The sequence below is a fragment of the Streptomyces sp. enrichment culture genome (genome assembly GCF_964272895.1).
GTDB lineage: Bacteria > Actinomycetota > Actinomycetes > Streptomycetales > Streptomycetaceae > Streptomyces.
In genome coordinates, this window is the sequence record NZ_OZ186832.1 from 5,188,668 (window position 1) to 5,210,570 (window position 21,903).

General features: G+C 73.0%; 18 protein-coding genes. 9 read left to right on the plus strand and 9 right to left on the minus strand.

What is annotated here, in order from left to right; genetic code table 11:
- Positions 1-65: 65 nt before the first annotated feature.
- Both ACSU6M_RS23615 and ACSU6M_RS23620 read right to left on the minus strand, forming a co-directional pair.
- The gene (locus ACSU6M_RS23615; RefSeq protein ID WP_437075324.1) at positions 66-2,018 is read right to left on the minus strand and encodes a tetratricopeptide repeat protein; all 1,953 of its coding nucleotides are present in this window, start codon (positions 2,016-2,018) and stop codon (positions 66-68) included.
- Between the two features lie 133 nt (positions 2,019-2,151).
- Positions 2,152-3,003, minus strand: a complete 852-nt coding sequence (locus ACSU6M_RS23620) for a 5'-methylthioadenosine/S-adenosylhomocysteine nucleosidase (RefSeq protein WP_437072105.1) — start codon at positions 3,001-3,003, stop codon at positions 2,152-2,154.
- A 46-nt stretch (positions 3,004-3,049) separates the two neighbouring features.
- Here ACSU6M_RS23620 and ACSU6M_RS23625 point away from each other — a divergent pair, with 46 nt between their 5' ends.
- Positions 3,050-3,628, plus strand: a complete 579-nt coding sequence (locus tag ACSU6M_RS23625) for a hypothetical protein (RefSeq protein ID WP_437072106.1) — start codon at positions 3,050-3,052, stop codon at positions 3,626-3,628.
- 243 nt (positions 3,629-3,871) lie between these two features.
- Here ACSU6M_RS23625 and ACSU6M_RS23630 read toward each other — a convergent pair whose 3' ends face one another.
- Both ACSU6M_RS23630 and ACSU6M_RS23635 read right to left on the minus strand, forming a co-directional pair.
- On the minus strand, positions 3,872-4,564 hold the full coding sequence (locus ACSU6M_RS23630) for a response regulator (protein WP_437072108.1): 693 nt from the start codon (positions 4,562-4,564) through the stop codon (positions 3,872-3,874).
- On the minus strand, positions 4,561-6,180 hold the full coding sequence (locus tag ACSU6M_RS23635) for a sensor histidine kinase (RefSeq protein ID WP_437072109.1): 1,620 nt from the start codon (positions 6,178-6,180) through the stop codon (positions 4,561-4,563). The genes ACSU6M_RS23630 and ACSU6M_RS23635 overlap by 4 nt, the downstream gene beginning before the upstream one ends.
- A gap of 170 nt (positions 6,181-6,350) precedes the next feature.
- Between ACSU6M_RS23635 and ACSU6M_RS23640 the strand changes: the two genes are divergently transcribed.
- Positions 6,351-7,730, plus strand: a complete 1,380-nt coding sequence (locus tag ACSU6M_RS23640; protein WP_437072111.1) for a cation:dicarboxylate symporter family transporter — start codon at positions 6,351-6,353, stop codon at positions 7,728-7,730.
- Positions 7,731-8,076: 346 nt separating this feature from the next.
- On the opposite strand, the gene ACSU6M_RS23645 is transcribed toward ACSU6M_RS23640, so the two are convergent.
- Positions 8,077-8,694, minus strand: a complete 618-nt coding sequence (locus tag ACSU6M_RS23645; RefSeq protein WP_437072113.1) for a TetR/AcrR family transcriptional regulator — start codon at positions 8,692-8,694, stop codon at positions 8,077-8,079.
- A 168-nt stretch (positions 8,695-8,862) separates the two neighbouring features.
- Between ACSU6M_RS23645 and ACSU6M_RS23650 the strand changes: the two genes are divergently transcribed.
- The 3 genes from ACSU6M_RS23650 to ACSU6M_RS23660 all read left to right on the plus strand — a co-directional run bounded on the left by ACSU6M_RS23650 (position 8,863) and on the right by ACSU6M_RS23660 (position 12,312).
- The gene (locus ACSU6M_RS23650; RefSeq protein ID WP_437072115.1) at positions 8,863-10,536 is read left to right on the plus strand and encodes an MFS transporter; all 1,674 of its coding nucleotides are present in this window, start codon (positions 8,863-8,865) and stop codon (positions 10,534-10,536) included.
- Positions 10,533-10,718 carry a hypothetical protein gene (locus tag ACSU6M_RS23655; RefSeq protein WP_437072117.1) on the plus strand — a complete coding sequence of 62 codons (186 nt, stop codon included), beginning with the start codon at positions 10,533-10,535 and terminating at the stop codon, positions 10,716-10,718. Before ACSU6M_RS23650 ends, ACSU6M_RS23655 begins: the two co-directional genes overlap by 4 nt.
- Before the next feature lie 85 nt (positions 10,719-10,803).
- Positions 10,804-12,312, plus strand: a complete 1,509-nt coding sequence (locus ACSU6M_RS23660; protein ID WP_437072119.1) for an AAA family ATPase — start codon at positions 10,804-10,806, stop codon at positions 12,310-12,312.
- Positions 12,313-12,424: 112 nt separating this feature from the next.
- On the opposite strand, the gene ACSU6M_RS23665 is transcribed toward ACSU6M_RS23660, so the two are convergent.
- A complete protein-coding gene (locus ACSU6M_RS23665; protein WP_437072121.1) occupies positions 12,425-13,318 on the minus strand; it encodes an aldo/keto reductase in 894 nt (297 codons plus the stop codon).
- A gap of 1 nt (position 13,319) precedes the next feature.
- Positions 13,320-14,231 (minus strand): reductase, encoded by a 912-nt coding sequence (locus ACSU6M_RS23670; RefSeq protein ID WP_437072123.1) that lies wholly within the window; start codon positions 14,229-14,231, stop codon positions 13,320-13,322.
- 111 nt (positions 14,232-14,342) lie between these two features.
- Between ACSU6M_RS23670 and ACSU6M_RS23675 the strand changes: the two genes are divergently transcribed.
- The 4 genes from ACSU6M_RS23675 to ACSU6M_RS23690 all read left to right on the plus strand — a co-directional run bounded on the left by ACSU6M_RS23675 (position 14,343) and on the right by ACSU6M_RS23690 (position 17,952).
- Positions 14,343-14,786 carry an Lrp/AsnC family transcriptional regulator gene (locus ACSU6M_RS23675; protein WP_437072125.1) on the plus strand — a complete coding sequence of 148 codons (444 nt, stop codon included), beginning with the start codon at positions 14,343-14,345 and terminating at the stop codon, positions 14,784-14,786.
- Between the two features lie 29 nt (positions 14,787-14,815).
- Positions 14,816-15,202 (plus strand): MerR family transcriptional regulator, encoded by a 387-nt coding sequence (locus tag ACSU6M_RS23680; RefSeq protein ID WP_437072127.1) that lies wholly within the window; start codon positions 14,816-14,818, stop codon positions 15,200-15,202.
- 14 nt (positions 15,203-15,216) lie between these two features.
- Positions 15,217-15,531 (plus strand): thioredoxin, encoded by a 315-nt coding sequence (gene trxA, locus ACSU6M_RS23685; protein ID WP_437072129.1) that lies wholly within the window; start codon positions 15,217-15,219, stop codon positions 15,529-15,531.
- Positions 15,532-15,723: 192 nt separating this feature from the next.
- Entirely contained in the window at positions 15,724-17,952 is a 2,229-nt protein-coding gene (locus ACSU6M_RS23690; RefSeq protein WP_437075325.1) for a HelD family protein, read from the plus strand.
- On the opposite strand, the gene glgB is transcribed toward ACSU6M_RS23690, so the two are convergent.
- Positions 17,949-20,411, minus strand: coding sequence for a 1,4-alpha-glucan branching enzyme (glgB, locus tag ACSU6M_RS23695; RefSeq protein ID WP_437072131.1), 2,463 nt, complete (start codon positions 20,409-20,411; stop codon positions 17,949-17,951). The two genes, ACSU6M_RS23690 and glgB, sit on opposite strands and share 4 nt — an antisense overlap.
- 38 nt (positions 20,412-20,449) lie before the next feature.
- A complete protein-coding gene (locus ACSU6M_RS23700) occupies positions 20,450-21,844 on the minus strand; it encodes a maltokinase N-terminal cap-like domain-containing protein (RefSeq protein ID WP_437072133.1) in 1,395 nt (464 codons plus the stop codon).
- Positions 21,845-21,903 lie beyond the last annotated feature (59 nt).

The following is a 21,903-nucleotide window of genomic DNA, read 5'->3' on the forward strand; positions in this document are numbered from 1 at the left end:
GCGGACTCACGTCGTGGTGGCCGGAGATGGGTGCGTGGTGAACGTAGGGCGGGGGAGGGGGTGGGTCAATCGGTGGGGCGCGGGTTTCGCAGGGCTTCCGCCGCCGCGCGCACCTCGGCGGCCTCGGCGTGGGCGTCGGCGCGGGAGAAAGCCTCGGCGGCCTCCAGCCAGAAGTCGCGGGCCTGGTCGGGGCGGTCGGCCTCGACGAAGGCCAGGGCCAGGTTGTGCAGGGCTGTGGCCGACCGGTACCAGTCCTCGAATGCCCGGTAGATCCCCAGCGCCTCGTTGAACACCTCGATGGCCTCACCGGTCCGGCCCGCGTCGTCCAGGGCGGCGCCGAGATTGTTCAGTGCCATCGCCTCGCTGTGATGGTCCCCGCACGTCCGGTGGAGTTCCCGGGCCAGGACGAGGGCTTCGATGGCGGCCTCGGGACGGCCTGCGCTGCGCAGGGCGGTGCCGAGGTTGTTCCATGCGATGGCCTCACGGGCGCTGTCACCGGCGGCACGGAACAGGTCGGAGGCGTGCGTGTGGGCGTCGATCGCCTCCTTCGTCCGGCCGGCGCTCTGCAGGGCGGTGCCGAGGTTGTTCCACGCGATGGCCTCCAAGGGGCTGTTCCCGGCCGCCTGGAGCAGGTCGCGGGCGTGCGTGTGGGCGTCGATCGCCTCCTCCGACCGGCCCGTCTCCCGCAGGGCGATGCCGAGGTAGTCCGACGCGACGGCCTCGTAGCGCCGGTCCCCGAGGCGGTGGGCGGCCTCCCGCGCGGCACGACAGACGACGATCTTGTCGTCGAAGTACCGCCGCCAGTCCAGATACATCGCCAGGCACTCACTCAGCCGTAACGCCGTGGGCGCGAACCGCTCCTCCCGCGCCCACAACGCCGCGGCCACCAGCCCGGCCCGTTCGCCGTCCAGCCACGCCAGCGCCTGCCAGCGGTCCACGAACCGCTCCGGCTCCGCCATCCCCGGCAGCCACCGCAGCCGGTCGTCGGCCGCGTCCGCCCACCGGTGGTAGAACGTCAGCAACCGCTCCCGTGCCGCCTCCCCCTCCTCCCGCAGCACCTCGTCCTGTCCCAGCACCCCCACCCCGAACGCACGCACCAAGTCGTGCAGTCGCCACCGCAGGACGCGAGCGGCACTCTCCTCGTCCCGGACGGGAGTGACCAGATGGGTGGCGGCCAGGTCCTCCAGCAGGGACAGCGCGGCGTCAACGTCGAGACCGGCCAGCGCGGCCACCGCCTCCGTGCCCGTCTCCGCGCCCGGAGCGAGGCAGAGCAGCCGCAGCAGCCGTGCCTGGTTCGGCGGGAGGCGGTGGTACGAGGTCTCCAGCACGGGGCGCAGGGCGAGCGAGCGGCCGTACAGATCCGTGCCGGAACTGCCCTTGTCGAGCACGGCGGTCGGATCGCCGGCCCGCCGGATCTCCGCCACCAGGGAGGCGATGGCCCGCTGCCTGCGCCTGCGGAGCATCGCGGCCGCGATCTGCAGGGCGAGGGGCAGATGCCCGCACAGGGCGGCCAGGTCGCCGAGCGCCTCCGGTTCGCGTGTGGCACGGTCGTCGCGTTCGTCGGCCTCGTGCAGGGCACGGGCGACGAGGGCGGCGGACTCCTCGGGATCGAGGGTCTCCAGGTCGACGACGCGAACGGAGGGGACGTCGGGCCGGGCCCGAGAGGTGATCAGAACCCGGTGCTCGTCGGTGCCCGGCAGCAGCGGCAGGTACTGGGACGGATCCGAGGCGTTGTCCAGGATCAGCAGCGTACGGTCCCGCCTCTCGGCGAGCAGGGTGCGATACATGTCGTACTGCCGGGCCGGCGTCGGCGGCAGATCCGCCCCGCGCACCCCCATGGCGTCCAGCAGCGCCAGCACCCCCTGGTCCGCCGTCACGGGATTCTCGTCGTACCCGCGCAGATCCACGAAGAGGAAGCCGCCCGGGAACCATCCCTGCGCCCGCGCCCGGTGCGCCGCCTCCACCGCCAGTGCGGTCTTGCCGATGCCGCCCATGCCGGTCACGGCGGAGATGAGCAGCGGGGCACCCGGTTCGGAGGCGGGGGCGAGGCGGGGGAGCAGGCGGTCCAGTTCCGCGGTGCGGCCGGTGAAGCCGGGTGGGCGGGGCGGGAGGGTGGTGGTGGCGACGGGGACCGGGCCGTGGGCGGTGCCCCTACTCCCGCTTGCCGGTGACGGGTCCGTGGAAGGTGCCGCCCCGGAAGTCGAGGTGATCGCCGCCGTACGTCGCTCCTTGGGGACCCTCCTCGGCGCCGGAGGCCCTCGGGCGCGGCCGGTGCTTGTGCAGCACCGCCACCGCCACGGACGCCGCCTGCGCGGCGGCCCGCTGCTGCGAACCCCGCGCGTCCGCCTCGTGCTTGGCCGCGTCGGCGCGGTCGCTGATGCCCCGGACGACGAGGGCGTGCAACTGGCCGCTCAGATGGGCCGCCTGGACCGCGCCCACGCCCTCCATCTCGATCGCCGCCGCGTCGTTGTAGTTCCGGCGCAGGTGCCGGGCGATCTCGGACTCGGCGTCCGCCAGCACCACGTCACCGGAGGCGATCGGCTTGAAGTGCGTGCGTACGCCGTCCATGTCCCGCACGGCCGAACGCGCCGCGCCCAGCAGCGCGTTCGACGCCTGCCACGCCTCCGGGCGCACCTCGAATCCGGTGGGTGTCTGCTTGCCGCCGTGGATGCCGTAGACCTTCGTGGCGACGACGACGTCACCCAGGCCGATGTCGGCCTTCAGACTGCCCGCGACGCCCACGAACAGCACGGCCTGCGGCTTCAGCCAGGTGATCAGCTGCGTGGTGAGCGCGGCCGCCGTCCGGTTGCCCTCGCCGAGCTCCGCCAGGGCGACCTGCCAGTCGGTGCCGGGAAGACGGCCGGCCTCCACCCGCGTCCCGTCCTCGTGGACGAACTCCTCGCGCTCCGGCACCAGCCGGCGGACGGCGGCGTACTCCAGCGCGAGCGCGGTCAGGACGACGGCGGTGGGGTGTCCGTGCGGCGCCCCTGTTCTGTGCGGCACCCCCTTAAGGTACTGCCAAGTGACTTGGGGGAGGGGGTCGTCGGCGATGGCCGAGGCGGAACGGGACGTCACCGTCGGGCAGTTGCTGCTCGCCGAGTACCAGACGGTCAAGGACGAGCAGAAGACCCGGATCGGGTTCCGGGACAACCTGCTCTATGTCACGCTCGCGGTCGTGGCGGCCGTGATCGCCGCGGCGGCGCAGGCGAAGGAGCCGGCGATGCTGCTGGCGCTGCCGCCGGTGTGCGTGGTGCTCGGGTGGACGTACCTCGTCAACGACGAGAAGATCTCGGCGATCGGCCTGTATGTGCGCGACGAGCTGGGGCCGCGGCTGGCCCGGGCGGCCGGTGCCGGTGCCGGTGCCGGCAGCGGCTTCACGACCTTCGGCTGGGAGGCGTACCACCGGCGGGACGCCCGTCGCCGGTCCCGCAAGGCCATCCAGTGCGTGGTGGACCTGGTCGCCTTCTGCGCGGTGCCGCTCGCCGCACTGGTGGTGTTCTGGGCCAGCGGCGAGGGCGGGGGCCTGATGCTCGGCCTGTCGGTGGTGGAGGCCCTCGCGGTGGCCGGGCTCGGGGTGCAGGTCGTGCGCTACACGCGCCCGGCGGGACCGGCGCTGACCCCGGCGTGACGGGGCTCGGCGGGGACGGGCACGGACTCCCGCGTGAGGCGATCCGGACGGGCACTGATTCCGGCGTGAGGCGGCCCGGCGGGGACGGGTACTGACTCCCGCGTGAGGCGATACGGCTGGGACGGGCACCGATTGCCCCGTGACGCGGCCCGGCGGGGACCGGCACCGATTCCCGCGTGACGCGCTACGGCGAGGACCGGCACCGTTCGGCGTGCTGCGGAGGGTGCCGTGCGGCGGCGCCGTCTAGCGTGCCGTTCCGCGAAGCCAGCGGTACACCAGCTCGGGCCTTCCCACCTGCCCGTACAGCGGGCTGCGCCCCGCACGGCCCGCGTCCACCAGGTGCTCCAGGTACCGGCGGGCCGTGATGCGTGAGATGCCCACGGTCTCCGCGACCCGCGCCGCGGTGAGCCCCTCCTCGGCCTCCCGCAGGGCGACGGTCACCCGCTCCAGTGTCGGCGCGCTCAGCCCCTTCGGCAGTGCCGCGGGCCCCGGTGCGCGCAGGGCGGCCAGGGCGCGGTCCACCTCGTCCTGCCCGCTGGCCTCGCCCGCGGCCGCCCGGAACTCGGCGTAGCGCACCAGCCGGTCCCGCAGGGTCGCGAAGGTGAAGGGCTTCAGGACGTACTGCACGACTCCCAGCGACACCCCTTCCCGGACCACCGCGAGGTCCCGCGCCGAGGTCACCGCGATGACGTCCGCGTGGTGGCCGGCGGCCCGCAGGGAGCGGGCCAGGTGCAGGCCGTGGACGTCCGGGAGGTGGAGGTCGAGCAGCAGCAGGTCCACCGGTGTCCGCTCCAGCGCCCGCCGGGCCTCCGCGCCGGTGTGGGCCTTGCCGACGGCGACGAAACCGGGCACCCGGCCGACGTACATCACATGCGCGTCGGCGGCGACGGGATCGTCCTCCACGACCAGCACTCTGATGGGCTCCCCGCCGGTCACACCCGCCCCCCGGCGATCCGGGCCGTCCGCAACGGCAGCCGCACCTCGAACACCGCACCGCCGCCCGCGGCCTCCGTCACCGTCAGACTCCCCTCGTGCCGGTGGACCGCCTGCCGTACCAGCGCCAGCCCCAGGCCCCGCCCGCCCGGCCCGGCCGGCTTGGTCGAGTAGCCGCGCTGGAAGACCCGTTCGGCCTGCGCGGGATCCACCCCCGACCCCGTGTCGCAGACCCGTAGGACGAGTTCGGCGCCGCTCTCCGTGTACGCCGACACCGTCACGCGGGCCCGCGCACTGCCCTGCGCCGCGTCGACGGCGTTGTCGATCAGGTTGCCGAGGACGGTCACCAGGTCGCGCGCGGGCAGGGACGGCGGCAGCAGGCCGTCGTCAAGGCGGCTGTCCTCCGACACCACCAGCTCCACGCCCCGCTCGTTGGCCTGCGCGGTCTTGCCCAGCAGCAGCGCCGCCAGCACCGGCTCGCCGACCGCCGCGACCACCTGGTCGGTCAGGGCCTGCGCGAGCTCCAGTTCGGCCGTCGCGAAGTCCACGGCCTCCTGGGCGCGGCCGAGTTCGATCAGGGACACGACCGTGTGCAGACGGTTCGCCGCCTCGTGCGCCTGGGAGCGCAGCGCCTGGGTGAAGCCGCGTTCGGAGTCCAGTTCGCCCATCAGGGACTGCAGTTCGGTGACGTCCCGGAGCGTGACGACCGTGCCGCGCCGCTCGCCGCCGGAGACCGGCGAGGTGTTCACCACCAGCACCCGGTCCGCCGTCAGATGCACCTCGTCCACCCGTGGCTCGGAGGACAGCAGCGCTCCCGTCAGCGGCGCGGGCAGCCCCAGCTCGGCCACCGAGCGGCCGACGACCTCCCCGGACACCCCGAGCAGTTCCCGCCCACCGTCGTTGATCAGCGCCACCCGGTACTGCCCGTCCAGCATCAGCAGCCCCTCGCGCACCGCGTGCAGGGCGGCCTGGTGGTAGTCGTGCATCCGGCTCAGCTCGGTGGCGTTCATGCCGTGCGTGTGCCGCCGCAGCCGCGCGTTGACCACGTACGTGCCGATCCCGCCCAGTGCCAGGGCCCCGGCCGCCACCCCGATCAGCGCGGTGAGCTGCTCCGACACCCGCTTGCTGATCGCCTCGACCTTGATGCCCGCGCTGACCAGGCCGATCACCCGGCCACCGTCGGTGACGGGGGTCACCGCGCGCACGGACGGGCCGAGGGTGCCGGTGTAGGTCTCGGTGAAGGAGCGGCCCCGCCGGGCGGGCTCGATATGGCCGAGGAAGCGCTTCCCTATCTGCGCCTCGTCGGGGTGCGTCCAGCGGATGCCCTGCGGGTTCATGATCGTGACGAAGTCGACGTCGGCGTCCCGGACCACCGCCAGGGCGTACGGCTGGAGCTGCGCGGTCGGGTCGGGGGTGCTGATCGCCGCGCGCACCGAGGGCGCGTCGGCCACCGCGCGGGCCACCGCCATGGCCTGCCGGCCGGCCGCCTCCTCGGCCTGGCTGCGGTCGCTGACGTAGGTGAACAGGGCGTAACCCGCGACCACGACCGCGAGCAGCACGGCCTGCACGGCGAACAGCTGACCGGCCAGGCTGCGGGGTCTCGGGAGGCGGGGACGCATGCCGTCAGTGTGCCTCGGGGAGCGGCGCCGCTGTAAATGAGCGATCGCGTGAACGAAATGAACGGAAGGGTGACCGGCCTCACAGGCCGGGAGATAGTCACGGCATTCCCCCACGCCCGGACGTGAGCCGCACGCCGGTGATACCGACGCAGACGTCAAGGAGGGCAGCCGTGGCCGCCAGTACCCCCGAAACGGCACCCGCAGTGAAACGGGACCGCACCCACTACCTGTACATCGCGGTGATCGTCGCGGTCGCCCTCGGTATCGCCGTGGGCCTGATCGCCCCGGACTTCGCGGTCGAGCTGAAGCCCATCGGCACCGGCTTCGTGAACCTGATCAAGATGATGATCGCGCCGATCATCTTCTGCACGATCGTGCTGGGCATCGGTTCCGTGCGCAAGGCCGCCAAGGTCGGCGCGGTGGGCGGCATCGCGCTGGTCTACTTCCTGGCGATGTCGTTCGTGGCCCTCGCCATCGGTCTGGTCGTCGGCAACATCCTGGAGCCGGGCAGCAGCCTCGCGGTGACCGACGCGGTCAAGGAGACCGGGCAGGCGCAGGTGTCGGCCGAGGCCAAGGACACCACCGAGTTCCTGCTGGGCATCATCCCGACCACGATGGTCTCCGCCTTCACCGAGGGCGAGGTGCTGCAGACCCTGCTGATCGCACTGCTCGCCGGGTTCGCGCTGCAGGCCATGGGCGACGCGGGGCAGCCGGTCCTGCGCGGCGTCGAGCACATCCAGCGCCTGGTCTTCCGCATCCTCGCGATGGTGATGTGGGCCGCACCCCTCGGCGCGTTCGGTGCCATCGCGGCCGTCACCGGCTCCGCCGGTCTGGACGCGCTCAAGAGCCTGGCCGTACTGATGCTCGGCTTCTACGTCACCTGCTTCCTGTTCGTCTTCCTGGTGCTCGGCGCGCTGGTCCGGGTCGTCGCGGGCCTGAACATCTTCACGCTGTTCAAGTACCTGGGCCGCGAGTTCCTGCTGATCCTGTCGACGTCGTCGTCCGAGTCCGCGCTGCCTCGCCTCATCGCCAAGATGGAGCACCTGGGCGTCAGCAAGCCGGTGGTCGGCATCACCGTCCCGACCGGCTACTCCTTCAACCTCGACGGCACCATGATCTACATGACCATGGCCTCGCTGTTCATCGCCGACGCCATGGGCACCCCGATGTCCGTCGGCGAGCAGATCCCGCTGCTGCTCTTCCTGCTGGTCGCCTCCAAGGGCGCGGCCGGTGTCACCGGCGCGGGCCTGGCCACGCTGGCGGGCGGTCTCCAGTCGCACAAGCCCGCCCTGGTGGACGGCATCGGCCTGATCGTCGGCATCGACCGCTTCATGAGCGAGGCCCGCGCCCTGACCAACTTCGCGGGCAACGCCGTCGCCACGGTGCTGGTCGGCACCTGGACCAAGGAGATCGACAAGGAGCGCGTGGGGGAGGTGCTGGCCGGCCGGCTGCCGTTCGACGAGAAGACGCTCCTCGACGACCACGCGGCGGCCTCCGGCGAGGTGCGCGAACCGCGTGCGGAGGGCGAGAAGGAGCTGGCCAAGACCTGAGCCCGCCGCGTCCGCCGCGCGGACACCGGGCCCCGCCCGCACCCCCGCGCCGGACGCCCGCTCCCCTCACACGCCGGACGCCCGGCCCCGCCTGAACCGGGGCCGGGCGTCCGGTCGTATCACCGAGGGCCCCGCGCCAGGTGCCCCGGCGCCGCCTCCCCGACGTCGTCCAACGGGGTGTAGCCGAACCAGGGGGCACGCGCGGTGCGGGGCGGGATGTGCTGCGCCGTGCCGACGGGATGCGCGCCCGGACGGTGGGGCGCGGTGCCGGCGGTACGGGGGGCGCGGTGCCGGTGGGATGTGCGGCGCCCGTGGGACCGCCCGCCCGCCCGCCCGGCCCAGGCGCTCAGCTGTTCAGCCGCTCCACCAGTTCCGCGGCCCGCCCCGCCGGGTACCCCGCGCCGGTCAGGACGGTGACCGCCGCCGCCGGGCCCGCGTCGCGGGTGTCCAGGAGGCCGTCGTTGACCGCCTCCATCAGCGCGAAGATCGTCTGCTCCTGCACATAGGCCAGGGCCGGGGCCGGCAGCGGGGAGGCGAAGACGCCCGAGTCCAGGCCCTGCTGGAGATGGGCGACGGCCTCGCGGCGCAGGGGCCCGAGGCGTTCGCGGATGCCCTGCATGGTGACCGTGCGCTGGGCCAGGGCGCTCAGCAGCCGGTAGCGGTCGGCGATGTCCCAGATCGCGAGCACGGACCGGGCCACGGCCTCCGCCGGATCGGTGACGCCCGCGCGGGCCGCCGTGTGGACGGCCTCGACCGCCCGCACCGCCTCGTCGACCAGCGTGGAGATCAGCGCCTCCCGGTTCGGGAAATGCCCGTACACCGTCCGGCGTACGACGCCCGCGGCGCGGGCGATCTGGTCCATGGACGCGTCGGGGTCGCGGAGCAGCTCCGTGAGGGCGACGTCGAGGATGCGCCGCCGGTTGGCGTCGGCGCGGCTGGTGCTGCTCGTGGTCATGGCAGCCATTCTGCACACCCCTTTATTTGCACACCGCTGTGCAGTGGTCGTACATTGCACAGTGTTGAGCAATTGCACATCCATGTGCAACCCGTGGTCGCGGCCGCGTCCGCGATCCGTCCTGCACCCCACAGGTGCAGCCCATGCCGTGTACGACCCAGGAAGGCGATCCCTGCCATGCGACTCGTCCTCGACCAGCCGGTGGACCGGATGGAGGGCCCCTACCGCCGCCGCTGGTGGGCCCTGGTGGTGCTCTGTCTGAGCCTGCTGATCATCGTGATGGCGAACACCGCCCTCACCGTCGCCGCGCCCGACATGACCCGTGACCTGGGGCTGTCCAGCTCCGATCTGCAGTGGGTGATCGACGGCTACACCGTCCCCTACGCCGCGCTGATGCTGCTGCTCGGCGCGATCGGCGACAAGTACAGCCGCCGCGGGGCTCTGCTGCTCGGCCTCGTGGTCTTCGCCGGCGGCGCGGTGTTCGGCTCCCTGGCCGACAGCTCGGGGACGGTCATAGCGGCCCGGGCCGTCATGGGTGTCGGCGCGGCCATGATCATGCCGGCGACGCTGTCCCTGCTGGCGGCGACCTTCCCGCGGGCGGAGCGGGCCAAGGCGATCACGATGTGGACGGCGACCTCGGGTGTGGCCATCGCGGCCGGTCCGCTGGTGGCGGGCGTGCTCCTGGAGGACCACTCCTGGACGTCCACGTTCCTGATCAACGTGCCCGTCGCCGCCGTCGCGCTGCTCGCCGCCCTCGTCCTCGTACCGCCGTCCAGGGCCGAGGGGCACGGGCGGATCGACTACGTCGGCGGACTGCTGTCGGTGGTGTGGATCGGCGCGCTGGTCTACATGATCATCCAGGGTCCGCACTTCGGCTGGGGCGCCGAGGCGATCGCGGCCGCGGTCGTGGCGGGTGCCGGGCTGGTCCTCTTCGTGCTCTGGGAGCTGCGCCACCCGCGCCCCGTCGTCGACGTCCGCCGCTTCGCCGACCGCGGCTTCGCGGGCTCCAACCTCGCCGTCGCGCTGTTCTTCCTGGCGGTCTTCGGCGCCTTCTACTACCTCACCCAGCACCTGCAGTTCGTCCTCGGCTACACCGCCCTGGAGACCGGACTGCGCATGCTGCCGCTGGCCGGCGCGGTCTTCGCCGGCTCGGCGCTGACCGGCTGGCTCACCCCGCGGGTCGGCATGAAGTGGACGGTCACCGCGGGCATGGTCGGCGGCACGGCGGCCCTCGCGCTGCTGACGCAGATCGACGCCGGATCCTCGTACGGCGATTTCGTCGCACCCCTCGTCGTCCTGGGACTGGCGATCGGCCTCGCGCTCTCGCCGGCCACGGACGCGATCATGGGCGCCTTCCCCGAGTCCGAACTGGGCGTCGGCGGCGCGGTGAACGACACCTCGATCGAACTCGGCGGCTCCCTCGGTATCGCCGTGCTCGGCTCCCTGCTGGCCACGTCCTACTCCGACCACCTCGCCGACGCCACCCGCGGCACCCGGCTCCCGGCCGACGCGCTCGGCACCGCCCAGGACTCCGTGGGCGCCGGCTACGCGGTGGCCCAGGGCATCGGCGACCGGGCCCGCGAACTCGCCGGGCAGGCGTCGAAGGTCACCGACCCGCAGCAGGCCGCCCAGTTGAAGGGGCAGGCGCAGCAACTCGCCGAGGGTGCCCGGCAGATGGCCGACGCCGTCGGGTCCTCCTTCTCCGAGGCGGTGGCCCACACCAGCCTGGTCGGCGCGGTGGTCCTGGGTGTGGGGACGGCGCTGGTGGCGGTGCTGCTGCCGGGCCGCCGCGGCAGCGCGAGGGAAGCCGAGGCGCAGACGGAGCGGGAGCTCACGCCCACCGGGCGGTGACCACCCGCACGGCTGACCGTCCGGACACCGGCCGCGGGACCTGGGCCCGCGTCACGCCGGGCGCGCCGCGGGAGGAGTACGTCGAGCGGGTCGCGGAGACGGCACAGCGGGGCGGCGAGGAGCTGAGGCGGTTCCGGGTCCGGCACGACAGCCACTGCGACGAGGAGCTTGAGGGGCGGTAGCCCCGAATGCCTTTGACCCGTCCGTCACCGCACCCGCAGGCTGGAGGCACCGGAACGACCGACCGGCGACACGGGGAGAGACGGCATGACGGATTCCAGCGGGGTCGAGATCGTCAGTTCGGACGAGTACGCGGCGCGGTACGGGCCGGACCGGGCGCCCTCGCCGCTGTCGATCGACGAGATCGCCGAGCTGTTCGGCGAGTTCCTCATGGCGGTGGCCCGCCCGCAGCGCAAGGACACCGAACCCGGCCGCGACCTCAGCCGCCGGCTGCGTGAGCATCTGGGCGCGGCACCCGCGGACCGGCCGGTGGTGAAGGCGGCGTACCCGCCCTACGACCTGCCCAACGTCCATCTCGCCCTGGAACGCTGGTTCCAGGGCGAGGGCCGCTCCTACGAGCTCATCGGCATGCGCGGCGCCCAGCACCACGGAGAGCTGACCCTCGGCGACATCCTGGAGGCGGCCGACCGCTACGACCGGTTCACCGTCGGAGCCGTCGACTACGCCCACCTGCCGGTCTCGCCGGACGCCGAACTGGCCTGCGTGTCCTGTGGGTTCTACCTCGGCACCGAGGACGGCGAACGGTTCGCCGTGCTGCTGCGCGGCCCGCAGGACGAGTACGGGCGCAACAAGGTCGAGGTCGAGGTCCTCGCCCAGGACAAGGAGTTCGGCGACCGCATGCTCGCCGAACTGGACGCCCTGGTCCGCGCGCACAACATCTTCCGCGGCCAGGTGCTGTCCTTCGAGGGCTCGGAGTTCGGCCACGGCCTCGGCCCCTTCCGCTTCCACCGCCGCCCCGCCCTCACCCGCGCCGACATCGTCCTCCCGGACGGCCTGCTGGACCGCGTGGAACGCCAGGTCGTGGGCGTCGCCCGGCGCCGCGAACAACTGCGCGCCGCCGGCCAGCACCTGCGCCGCGGCCTGCTGCTCTACGGCCCGCCCGGCACCGGCAAGACGCACACCCTGCGCTATCTCCTGTCCCACCTCCAGGAGTTCACGGTCGTCATCCTCTCCGGCGAGAGCATCGACGCCATCGGCCCGGCCTGCGCCCTCGCCCGGATGCTCCAGCCCGCCCTCGTCGTGCTGGAGGACTGCGATCTGATCGCCGAGTCCCGTGACCACGGCGGCGGTGAACAGCCCCTGCTCTTCCAGGTGCTGAACGAGATGGACGGCCTCGGCGACGACGCCGACGTGGCCTTCCTGCTCACCACCAACCGCGCCGACCTCCTGGAACCGGCTCTGATCCAGCGCCCCGGCCGCGTCGACCTTGCCGTGGAGATCCCCCTGCCGGACGCCGCCGGCCGCGCCCGGCTGCTCCAGCTGTACGGCACCGGGCTCGGCCTGGACGAGGAGATCACCGCCGAGGTGGTCGCCCGCACCGAGGGCATGACGGCGTCCTTCACCAAGGAGCTGGTACGGCGCGCGGTGCTGATCGGCGCCGAGCGCGAGTCCCCTCGTACCGAAGCCGCCGATGTACGGGCCGCCCTCGACGAGCTGCTGTCGGACCGGGACCGGCTGACCCGGCGCCTGCTGGGCGTGCCGGGCGATCAGGCGGACGAGGACCAGCGGGACGGCGACGGGGAGGACGGCGGCTGAGCGGGCTGCGAGCAGGGGACGGCGACGCAGAGGCCGGTGAGGGAGAGGGCGGCGAGCAGGGGACGGCGACGGAGAGACCGGCGAGGGAGAGGGCGGCGACCGAGCCGCGCGATCAGCCGGCCCGAACCGCCCTGTCCAGCCGCTCCCGCTCCTCCGCGGACAGGTCCAGCTCGGCCGCCCCCGCCGAGTCCCGGATCGTCTCCGGACGGCTCGCGCCCGGGATCGGGATCACCGTCGGCGACCGGTGCAGCAGCCACGCCAGGCACACCCGCTGCGGGCTGACCCCGCGCTCGGCGGCCACGGCGTGGAAGGCCGCGAACCGGGGCTCGGGCCGCTGCCGGGACGGGCCGTCCAGCGAGCTGCGGGAGATGCCGCCCAGCGGGCTCCACGGCAGGAAGGCGACGCCCAGCTCGGCGCACAGCCGCAGCTCGGCGTCGGAGTCCTGGACGGCCGGCGAGTACTGGTTCTGCACGGACACCAGCCGGTCGCCGAGGATCGTCCGGGCGACGCGGATCTGCCCGGCGTCGGCGTTGGAGATCCCGGCGAGCCGGATGGTGCCCGCGTCGAGCAGCTCGCGCAGCGCGCCGACGGACTCCTCGAAGGGCACGGACGGATCGGGCTTGTGCAGCTGGTAGAGGCCGATGGCCTCGGTGCCGAGCCGCTTCAGCGACGCCTCGGCGGCGGCCTTCAGCCACCGCGGGTCGCCGTCGACGGTCCAGGAGCCGTCGGCCGGGCGGCCCCGGCCGCCCTTGGTGGCCACCAGTACCTCGGAGGTGTCGCCGCCGTAGGTGGCCAGCGCGCGGGCGAGGAGGAGTTCGTTGTGGCCGGGGTCCGCGCCGGGCAGATGGTAGGAGTCGGCGGTGTCCAGCAGGGTGACGCCCGCGTCGAGGGCGGCGTGCACGGTGGCCAGGGCCCGCCGCTCGTCGGGGCGGCCCTCCAGGGACAGCGGCATCGCGCCGAGCCCGATCGCGCTCACCCGGACGTCGCCCAGGGTGCGGTACCGCATGTCAGTGGTCCTTTCGAAGGGTTTCGGCGACCGCACGCGGCAGCCACTGCCGTGCGGTGGAGAAGGGGAAACCGAGCCCGACGGCGCGGGAGTTGTCCATGCCGTAGGAGCGGCGGAAGGAGAAGGGGGAGATCTCTCCCACCTCCACCTCCTGGAAGAGCGTCCTGCCGCCGGGCAGGTGAGCGGCCACCGCCGCGCACAGGTCCTCGGTGGTCAGCAGGCCGTGGGAGGCCGCGTTGAGGGGGCCGGTCACATCCTGGCCCGCCGTCCAGAAGAGGAAGTCGGCGATCTCCTCGACGTGGATGTAGGTCGCCGGCTGGTTGTCGACCGGCACGGCGATCGGCTCGCCCGCGCGGATCCGGTCGGCGTAGTGCGCGAGCCGTCCGGTGAAGTCGTCGGCGCCGCCCAGCACATGGGCCACGCGCACGGCCGTGTACGGGAACGCCGGATCGGCCGCGAGGACGGCCTCCGCCTGCCGCTTGCCCTCGCCGTAGTGCGCCTGAAGGAACTCCGGGTCGTGCCAGGGCAGTTCCGGGTCCACGACGACCGTGCGGGGATCGACGGCCTCCTCGGGCACCGGCGCGAGAGAGTCCTCGTACTCGTACACCTCCACCGTGGACGTCATCACGTAACGCCCGGTGCGGCCGGTGAAGACCCGCCGTGCCACCGCCGCCTGGCGCGGGGTGTAGCAGACCTGGTCGACCACGACGTCGAAGGTCCGCGGCCCGAGCGCGGTGCGCAGCGCGGCCTCTTCGTCGCGGTCGGCGATCAGCTGGGCGGCGCCGGGCGGGGGCGGTGCGGAGCCGCGGTTGAGGACGGTGACCCGGTCGCCCGCGGCCAGCAGCCGCTCGATCAGCCGCTTGCCGAAGTAGCGGTTGCCCCCGATGACCAGTACCTCACGTGCCTGTGACATGGCCATAATTCTCCTGGCCACACGCCGCGCTCTGAAGGGGAGAACATGGGACATCCGGCGGTCGCACCAAAAGAACAACGGCATCCGCGGCCCGCCGCCAGCGAAACATCGGTGGCCTTCGACGCGCTGGACCGGCAGATCCTCGACCTGCTCCAGACCGACGGCCGGATCAAGCTGAGCGAGCTGGGGCGGCGCGTGCGGCTCAGTCCGGCCGCGGTCACCGAGCGGGTGCGGCGGCTGGAGGCGGCCGGGGTGATCACCGGGTACGGCGCCCGGGTGGCGCCCGCCCGGCTCGGCTACGGCATCCAGGCGTTCATCCGGGTCAACCCGCACGGCGGCTACACCCTCAAGCACCCCAGGACCCTGGAGCTGATCGAGCGCCCCGAGATCACCGAGGTGCACCACGTGGTCGGCGAGGACTGCTGGATCCTCAAGGTCGCCGTCCGGGACACGGTCCATCTGGAGGACGTCCTGGAGGAGATCTCGGCCCTCGGCCGCACGACGACGTCGATCGTGCTGACCTCCCCGGTGGAGCGCAAACCGCTGTTGCCTTGACGCCGGGGTCAAGGCTTACGTTCGTACGCATGCGAATCGGCGAGCTGGCCGCACGGGCCGGGACCACGACGCGGACGCTGCGGTACTACGAGTCGCGGGGGCTGCTGCCCGCGCGGCGGGGTGCGAACGGTTACCGGACGTACGACGAGGGCGATCTGAAGCTGCTCCGGCAGATCCGGACGCTCCAGGACTTCGGGTTCGACCTGGAGGAGACCCGCCCCTTCGTGGAGTGTCTGCGCGCCGGGCACCCGGAGGGCGACACCTGTCCGGCCTCGCTCGCGGTCTACCGGCGCAAGCTGGCCGAGCTGGACGCGCTGATCGGCGAGCTGCAGGCCGTGCGGGCGCAGATCCGGGTGCGGCTGGCCGGTGCCGAGGGAGAGACGCCGTTGTGCGAACTGGGAGGGGACGGACTGTGATCAGGGCCGCAGGTGTGGCAGAGGTGACGGACGCGGATTTCGAGGCGGAGGTGATCGGGGCGGACCGGCCGGTGCTGGTGGAGTTCACGGCCGACTGGTGCCCGCCGTGCCGGCAGATGGGGCCGGTGCTGACGGCCCTCGCGGAACAGGAGGGTGAGCGGCTGAAGGTGGTGCAGCTGGACGTGGACACCAATCCGGCCACCACCAACGCCTACAAGGTGCTGTCGATGCCGACGTTCATGGTCTTCCGGGACGGTGAGCCGGTGAAGGCGATGGTGGGCGCCCGCCCCAAGCGGCGGCTGCTGGAGGAAATCGCCGACGTGCTCTGACCTCCGGAAGACATCGGGGCCGTACACAGAAAATCCCCCGGGCAATTGCGCCCGGGGGATTTCTTTGCGTATATTCGTTGATTCGCGACTTCAAGTCGATCGAGTCGCAAAGAAGTTCAGTGAGCACAGTATATCTGCGCGGGAGTGGCATTGTCAAACAGCTTCGAAGGCAAGGGTGAAAACAGCGGTGAAATTCTTGCCGAGCAGGAATTCATCGACGGCCTGTACGCCCGTGTGGACCTGCTGCGCGGGGAGACCGAGACGTCCGTCGGGGACGCGCTCGCCCAGGGCGACACCCCGATGCAGGCCCGGCTGGAGCGGGACATCCTGGTCGCCGAGCGCTCGGGGCTGCTGGCCGCGCTGAACGCCGTGGACGGCTCGCTGTGCTTCGGCCGGATCGACCTCACCTCCGGGCAGAGCCACCACATCGGCCGTATCGGCCTGCGCCGCGACGACGCCGAACGCACACCGGTGCTGATCGACTGGCGCGCGGACGTGGCCCGGCCCTTCTATCTGGCCACCGGCCACACCCCGATGGGCCTGCGCCGGCGCCGCCACATCTCCACCGAAGGCCGCCGGGTCACCGCCCTGCACGACGAGTTCCTCGACGTCGGCGACCAGGAGCGCACCGGACACGAGGACCCGTCCGGCGACGCGGTGCTGCTCGCCGCCCTCAACTCCGCCCGCACCGGCCGAATGAGCGACATCGTGCAGACCATCCAGGCCGAGCAGGACGAGATCATCCGGGCACCCCACCGCGGGGTCCTGGTGGTCGAGGGCGGCCCCGGTACCGGCAAGACCGCCGTCGCCCTGCACCGCGCCGCGTATCTGCTGTACGAGCACCGGGAACTGCTCGCCCGCCGTGCCGTGCTCATCGTCGGCCCCAACCCCGCCTTCCTCGGCTACATCGGCGAGGTGCTGCCCTCCCTCGGCGAGACCGGGGTGCTCCTCGCCACCGTCGGCGAACTCTTCCCCGGCGTGAAGGCGACGGCGACCGACACGCCCGCGGCGGCCGCGGTCAAGGGGCGCGCCGGCATGGCGGACGTCCTCGCCGAGGTCGTCCGCGACTGGCAGTCGCTGCCCGACCCGGTGATCGCGATCGAGCACGACCGGGAGGTCCTGATGCTCGACGACGGCCTGGTCCGGGTCGCACGGGAGAAGACCCGCGCCGCCAGGCTCCCGCACAACGTGGCCCGCGAGCACTTCGAGGGCCACATCCTCAACACCCTCACCGAGCTGTACGCCGAGCGCGTCGGCACCGACCCCTACGACGGCTCCAGCCTGCTGGATGCCGCCGACATCACCCAGATCCGCGACGAACTCGCCGAGAACCCCGAGGTCTGGGCGGCGATCGACCAGCTGTGGCCGCGCCTGACCCCGCAGCGGCTGGTCGCCGACTTCCTCGCCGATCCCGTCGGCTACCTCCCCGACGAGGACGCGGCCGCCGTCCGCCGCCCGGTCACCCGGCAGTGGACCGTGGCCGATGTGCCCCTGCTGGACGAGGCCGCCGAACTCCTCGGCGAGGACGACCGGTGGGCGCGGGCCCGTGCGGAGCGGGAGCGCGAGACGCAGGTCGCCTACGCGCAGGGCGTGCTGGACGTGTCCTACGCCTCCCGGACGTACGAGTTCGAGGACAAGGAGGACAGCGACCCCGATGCCTCCGAGGTCCTCTCCGCGCACGACATCATCGACGCCGAACGGTTCGCCGAGCGGCACGAGGAGGACGACCACCGCAGCGCCGCCGAGCGCGCGGCGGCCGACCGCACCTGGGCGTTCGGGCACATCATCGTCGACGAGGCGCAGGAGCTGTCGCCGATGGCCTGGCGCATGCTGATGCGGCGCAGCCCCACCCGCTCGATGACCCTGGTCGGCGACCCGGCCCAGACGGCGGAGGCGGCGGGCGTCGGCAACTGGCAGGACATCCTCGGCCCCTACGTCGAGGACCGCTGGGTCCACACCCGCCTGGGCGTCAACTACCGCACCCCGGCCGAGATCATGGACCTCGCGGCGGCGGTCGTACGGGCCGAGCACCCCGCCTTCGAACCGCCGAGCTCCGTCCGCGCGACGGGCGTGCGCCCCTGGATCCGCGCCACGGACGACCTGCCCACCGCCGTGGCCGAGGCGGCGCGGGAACTCGCCCCCGCCGAGGGCCGCCTCGGGATCATCGCCCCCCGCGACCTCCACCGCCGCCTCGCCGCCCGTCTCGAGGGCGTCACGGCGGGTGCCGAACCCGACCTCACCCGGCAGGTCGTCCTCCTCGACGCCCGCCAGGCCAAGGGCCTGGAGTTCGACTCCGTCCTGGTCGTCGAACCCGCCCGCCACGGCACCAGCGACCTCTACGTCGCCCTCACCCGCGCCACCCAGCGCCTGGGCATCCTGCACACCGGCCGGCTGCCCAGGGCGCTGGCGGACGCCGTCTAGACGGGGCGCAGCCAGACGGTCGCCAGGGGTGGCAGGGTCAGCCGGATGCTCGCCGGGTGGCCGTGGCACCCCTGGGGCTCGGGCTTCACGGGGTCGGGCAGGACGACGTCGCTGCCGCCGTAGCGGGCGGCGTCGGTGTTGAGGACCTGGTGCCAGGCGGGGACGTCCGCGGGGACACCGAGGCGGTAGCCGGGGCGGACCACGGGGGAGAAGTTGCTGACCGCGAGCAGCGGGCCGCCCTCGGCGTCGAGGCGGAGGAAGGCGAGGACGTTGTCGTCGGCGGCGTCCGCGGTGATCCAGCGGAACCCCTCGGGACGGCTGTCCAGCTCCCAGAGCGCGGGGACCGAGCGGTAGACGGCGTTGAGGTCACGGACCAGGTCGCGGACCCCGCGATGGTCGGCCTCGGCGCCGTACGCCGGGTCCAGCAGCCACCAGTCGGGGCCGTGGGCCTCGGACCACTCGGCGCCCTGCGCGAACTCCTGGCCCATGAACAGCAGTTGCTTGCCCGGATGGGCCCACATGAAGCCGAGGTAGGCGCGGTGGTTGGCGCGCTGCTGCCACCAGTCGCCCGGCATCTTCGACACCAGCGACCGCTTGCCGTGCACCACCTCGTCGTGGGAGATCGGCAGCACGTAGTTCTCGCTGTAGGCGTACACCATCGAGAACGTCATCTCGTGGTGGTGGTACCTGCGGTGCACCGGCTCCTTGCTCATGTAGGCCAGCGAGTCGTGCATCCAGCCCATGTTCCACTTCAGCCCGAAGCCCAGTCCGCCGAAGCCGCTCGGGCCCTGGTGGTGGGTGGCGCGGGTGACGCCGTCCCAGGCGGTGGACTCCTCGGCCATGGTCACCACGCCGGGCACCCTGCGGTACACGGTCGCGTTCATCTCCTGGAGGAACGCCACCGCGTCCAGGTTCTCCCGCCCGCCGTGCTCGTTCGGCACCCACTGCCCCGGCTCGCGCGAGTAGTCCAGGTAGAGCATCGAGGCGACCGCGTCCACCCGCAGCCCGTCGATGTGGAACTCCTCGCACCAGTACACCGCGTTCGCCACCAGGAAGTTGCGCACCTCACGGCGGCCGAAGTCGAACTCCAGCGTCCCCCAGTCGGGGTGCGCGGACCGCAGCGGGTCCTCGTGCTCGTACAGCGGACGCCCGTCGAACTCCGCCAGCGCCCACTCGTCCCGCGGGAAGTGCGCCGGCACCCAGTCCATCAGCACGCCGATGCCCGCCTGATGCAGCCGGTCCACCAGGTACTTGAAGTCGTCGGGGGTGCCGAGCCGGGCCGTCGGCGCGTAGAAGCCGGTGACCTGGTAGCCCCAGGAGCCGCCGAAGGGATGCTCGGCGACCGGCATCAGCTCCACATGCGTGAAGCCGAGGTCCTTGACGTACGCGGGCAGCTGCTCGGCGAGCTGACGATACGTCAGACCAGGTCGCCAGGACGGCAGGTGCACCTCGTACACCGAGAGCGGTGCCTCGTGCGCGGGGCGCTCGGTGCGGCGGGCCAGCCACTCGGCATCGCCCCACTCGTAGTGCGAGGCGTGCACGACGGACGACGTGTTCGGCGGTGCCTCGGTGCGCCGGGCCAGCGGGTCCGCGCGCAGGGTGCGCGAGCCGTCGGGGCGGGTGATCTCGAACTTGTACAGCTCGCCCTCGCCGACGCCCGGCAGGAACAGCTCCCACACCCCGGTGCCGCCCAGCGAGCGCATCGGACAGGCCGTGCCGTCCCAGTGGTTGAAGCCGCCGGCCACCCGCACGCCCCGCGCGTTCGGCGCCCACACGGAGAACCGGGTGCCCCTCACCCCCTGGTGCGTCATCGGCTCGGCGCCCAGCGCCCGCCACAGCTCCTCGTGCCGCCCCTCGCCGATCAGATGCAGATCCAGTTCACCGAGCGCGGGCAGGAAGCGGTACGCGTCCTCGACCTCCAGCACGGTCCCCTCGTAGGCGATCCGCAGCCGGTACTCGGGTATCTCCCGCAGCGGCAGCAGACCGGAGAAGAAGCCGTCCCCGTCGTCGTGCAGCTCGGCCCGGAGACCGCCGGCCAGGACCGTGACCGACAGGGCGTACGGGCGCAGCGCACGGAGGACGACACCGTCCGGGTGCGGATGCGCGCCGAGCACCGCGTGGGGGTCGTGATGGCACCCGGCGAGCAGCCGCTCACGGTCGGCCGGGTCGAGGGCGGGGCAGGGGGCGACGGGCACGGCGGTCTCCTCGACGGCCTTGTGCGGCACGGCGGCGGTCTCCTCGACGGCCTTGTGCGGCACGGCGGCGGTCTCCTCGGCGGCCGTCCGCGGCACGGCGCCGGTCTTCCTCGGGGCGGTCGTCGCCGGCTGCTCGGCCGCCGCCTTCCTCTGCGCCGCCTTCCTGTTCGCCGTGTTCTGCTGCGCCGGGATCTTCTGTGCCGAGCTCTTCTCCTCGGCCGTGTTCTTCCGGTGCGGGCCGTGGGACGGGGAGCTGGGGGTCACGGACGGAGCCTCCTAGGCGCGGTCTGGGGGTGAGGGGGTCAGGGCGTGTCGGGTGACGCGAGGCGGCGGACCGCGGACAGCGGCACCGGGAGCCAGTCGGGGCGGTGCCGGGCCTCGTAGACCACCTCGTAGACCGCCTTGTCGGTCTCGTAGGCCCGCAGGAACACCGGCTCGGTGCGCGGATCGGTTCCCCCGGCCTCCGCGTACCCGGAGCAGTAGGCGTTGCGGCAGTCCCGTGCCCAGCCCGGCGCGGGCGGGCCGACGGAGTGCGCCGCGTAGTCGAAGGAGCGCAGCATGCCCGCGACGTCCCGCAGCGTCGGCTGCGGCATGCGCCGCTCGGCCAGCGGCCTGGCGGGCTCGCCCTCGAAGTCGATCAGCGACCAGCGGCCGTCGGGGGAGCGCAGGCACTGGCCGAGATGGAGGTCGCCGTGGACGCGCTGGGCGGTCCAGGTGTGGCCCTCGGCGGCGAGCGCGGCCAGCGCGTCGTAGGCCGAGCGCAGGCCGGGTGCGTAGGGCCGCAGCGCGGGCACGGCCTGGGCGGCGGCCTCCAGCCGCTCCCGCATGCCGCCGACCAGCGGCTCCAGCTGGGCATGGCCGAGGGTGACCGTGGGCAGCGCGGCCGCCAGCGCCATGTGCACCTCGGCGGTGGCCCGGCCCAGCGCCCGCGCCTCGGCGGTGAAGTCCTCGCCCTTGGCCAGTTCGCTCAGCGCGAGCTCCCAGCCGTCGGCGGCGCCCTGCACGAAGGGCTGGAGCACCCCGAGGACGTACGACTCGGCGGCCCCGCCGAGGTCCGCCCGTATCCACGCCGTCGGCTCCGGCACCCGCGCGCACCCCTCGCGCGCCAGCGCCAGGGGCAGCTCCAGGTCGGGGTTGACGCCCGGCACGACCCGGCGCAACAGCTTCAGGATGAACGTATCTCCATAGACCACGGACGAGTTGGACTGCTCGGACGTCACCAGCCGGGGGACCAGACCCGAGCGGATCTCCCGGTCCGGCTCGCCCTCGAAGCGCAGAACGCCGACGCGCGCCCGGCTGCGCAGGGCCTCCAGGAGCACATCGGCGGGGCGGGGGTCGTACAGGGCGTCGTAGACGGTGCGCCCGGCGAGCGGACCGTCCTGGAGGTGGCCGATCAGCGCGGGCGCGAGGCGGGGCGGCAGGGCCTCGCGGGCGCCTATCAGGAGCTGATAGCAGTCGCCCGGATGGGGCGGGGCGCCCAGCGCGGACGGCTGATGGGCGCGGACGAGCAGGTGGTACAGGCCGAGCCGGGCGTCCGGGGGCAGCAGTTCGGTGACCGCGACCGGGGTGAGACCGGTGAGCGGGCGCCCCTTGCCGGCGAACCAGCGCTGGCGCGGCAACCACTCACGCAGCAGTGGTTCGAGTGACGCGAGCAGCCCGGTGCGGAACTTCGCGGGGTGGGTGACGGCTTCCGACATCGCGTGCGTCCTTTCCCCTGCCGGGGTGTTACTGATGCGTGCCCCGGGCGGGACGGGGG

Coding starts and splice junctions, on each gene's coding strand:
- ACSU6M_RS23625 (WP_437072106.1), top strand. CDS start 3,050: ATGGCCGAGGCGGAACGGGACGTCACCGTCGGGCAGTTGCTGCTCGCC.
- ACSU6M_RS23635 (WP_437072109.1), bottom strand. CDS start 6,180: ATGCGTCCCCGCCTCCCGAGACCCCGCAGCCTGGCCGGTCAGCTGTTC.
- ACSU6M_RS23645 (WP_437072113.1), bottom strand. CDS start 8,694: ATGGCTGCCATGACCACGAGCAGCACCAGCCGCGCCGACGCCAACCGG.
- ACSU6M_RS23650 (WP_437072115.1), top strand. CDS start 8,863: ATGCGACTCGTCCTCGACCAGCCGGTGGACCGGATGGAGGGCCCCTAC.
- ACSU6M_RS23660 (WP_437072119.1), top strand. CDS start 10,804: ATGACGGATTCCAGCGGGGTCGAGATCGTCAGTTCGGACGAGTACGCG.
- ACSU6M_RS23665 (WP_437072121.1), bottom strand. CDS start 13,318: ATGCGGTACCGCACCCTGGGCGACGTCCGGGTGAGCGCGATCGGGCTC.
- ACSU6M_RS23670 (WP_437072123.1), bottom strand. CDS start 14,231: ATGTCACAGGCACGTGAGGTACTGGTCATCGGGGGCAACCGCTACTTC.
- ACSU6M_RS23680 (WP_437072127.1), top strand. CDS start 14,816: ATGCGAATCGGCGAGCTGGCCGCACGGGCCGGGACCACGACGCGGACG.
- ACSU6M_RS23700 (WP_437072133.1), bottom strand. CDS start 21,844: ATGTCGGAAGCCGTCACCCACCCCGCGAAGTTCCGCACCGGGCTGCTC.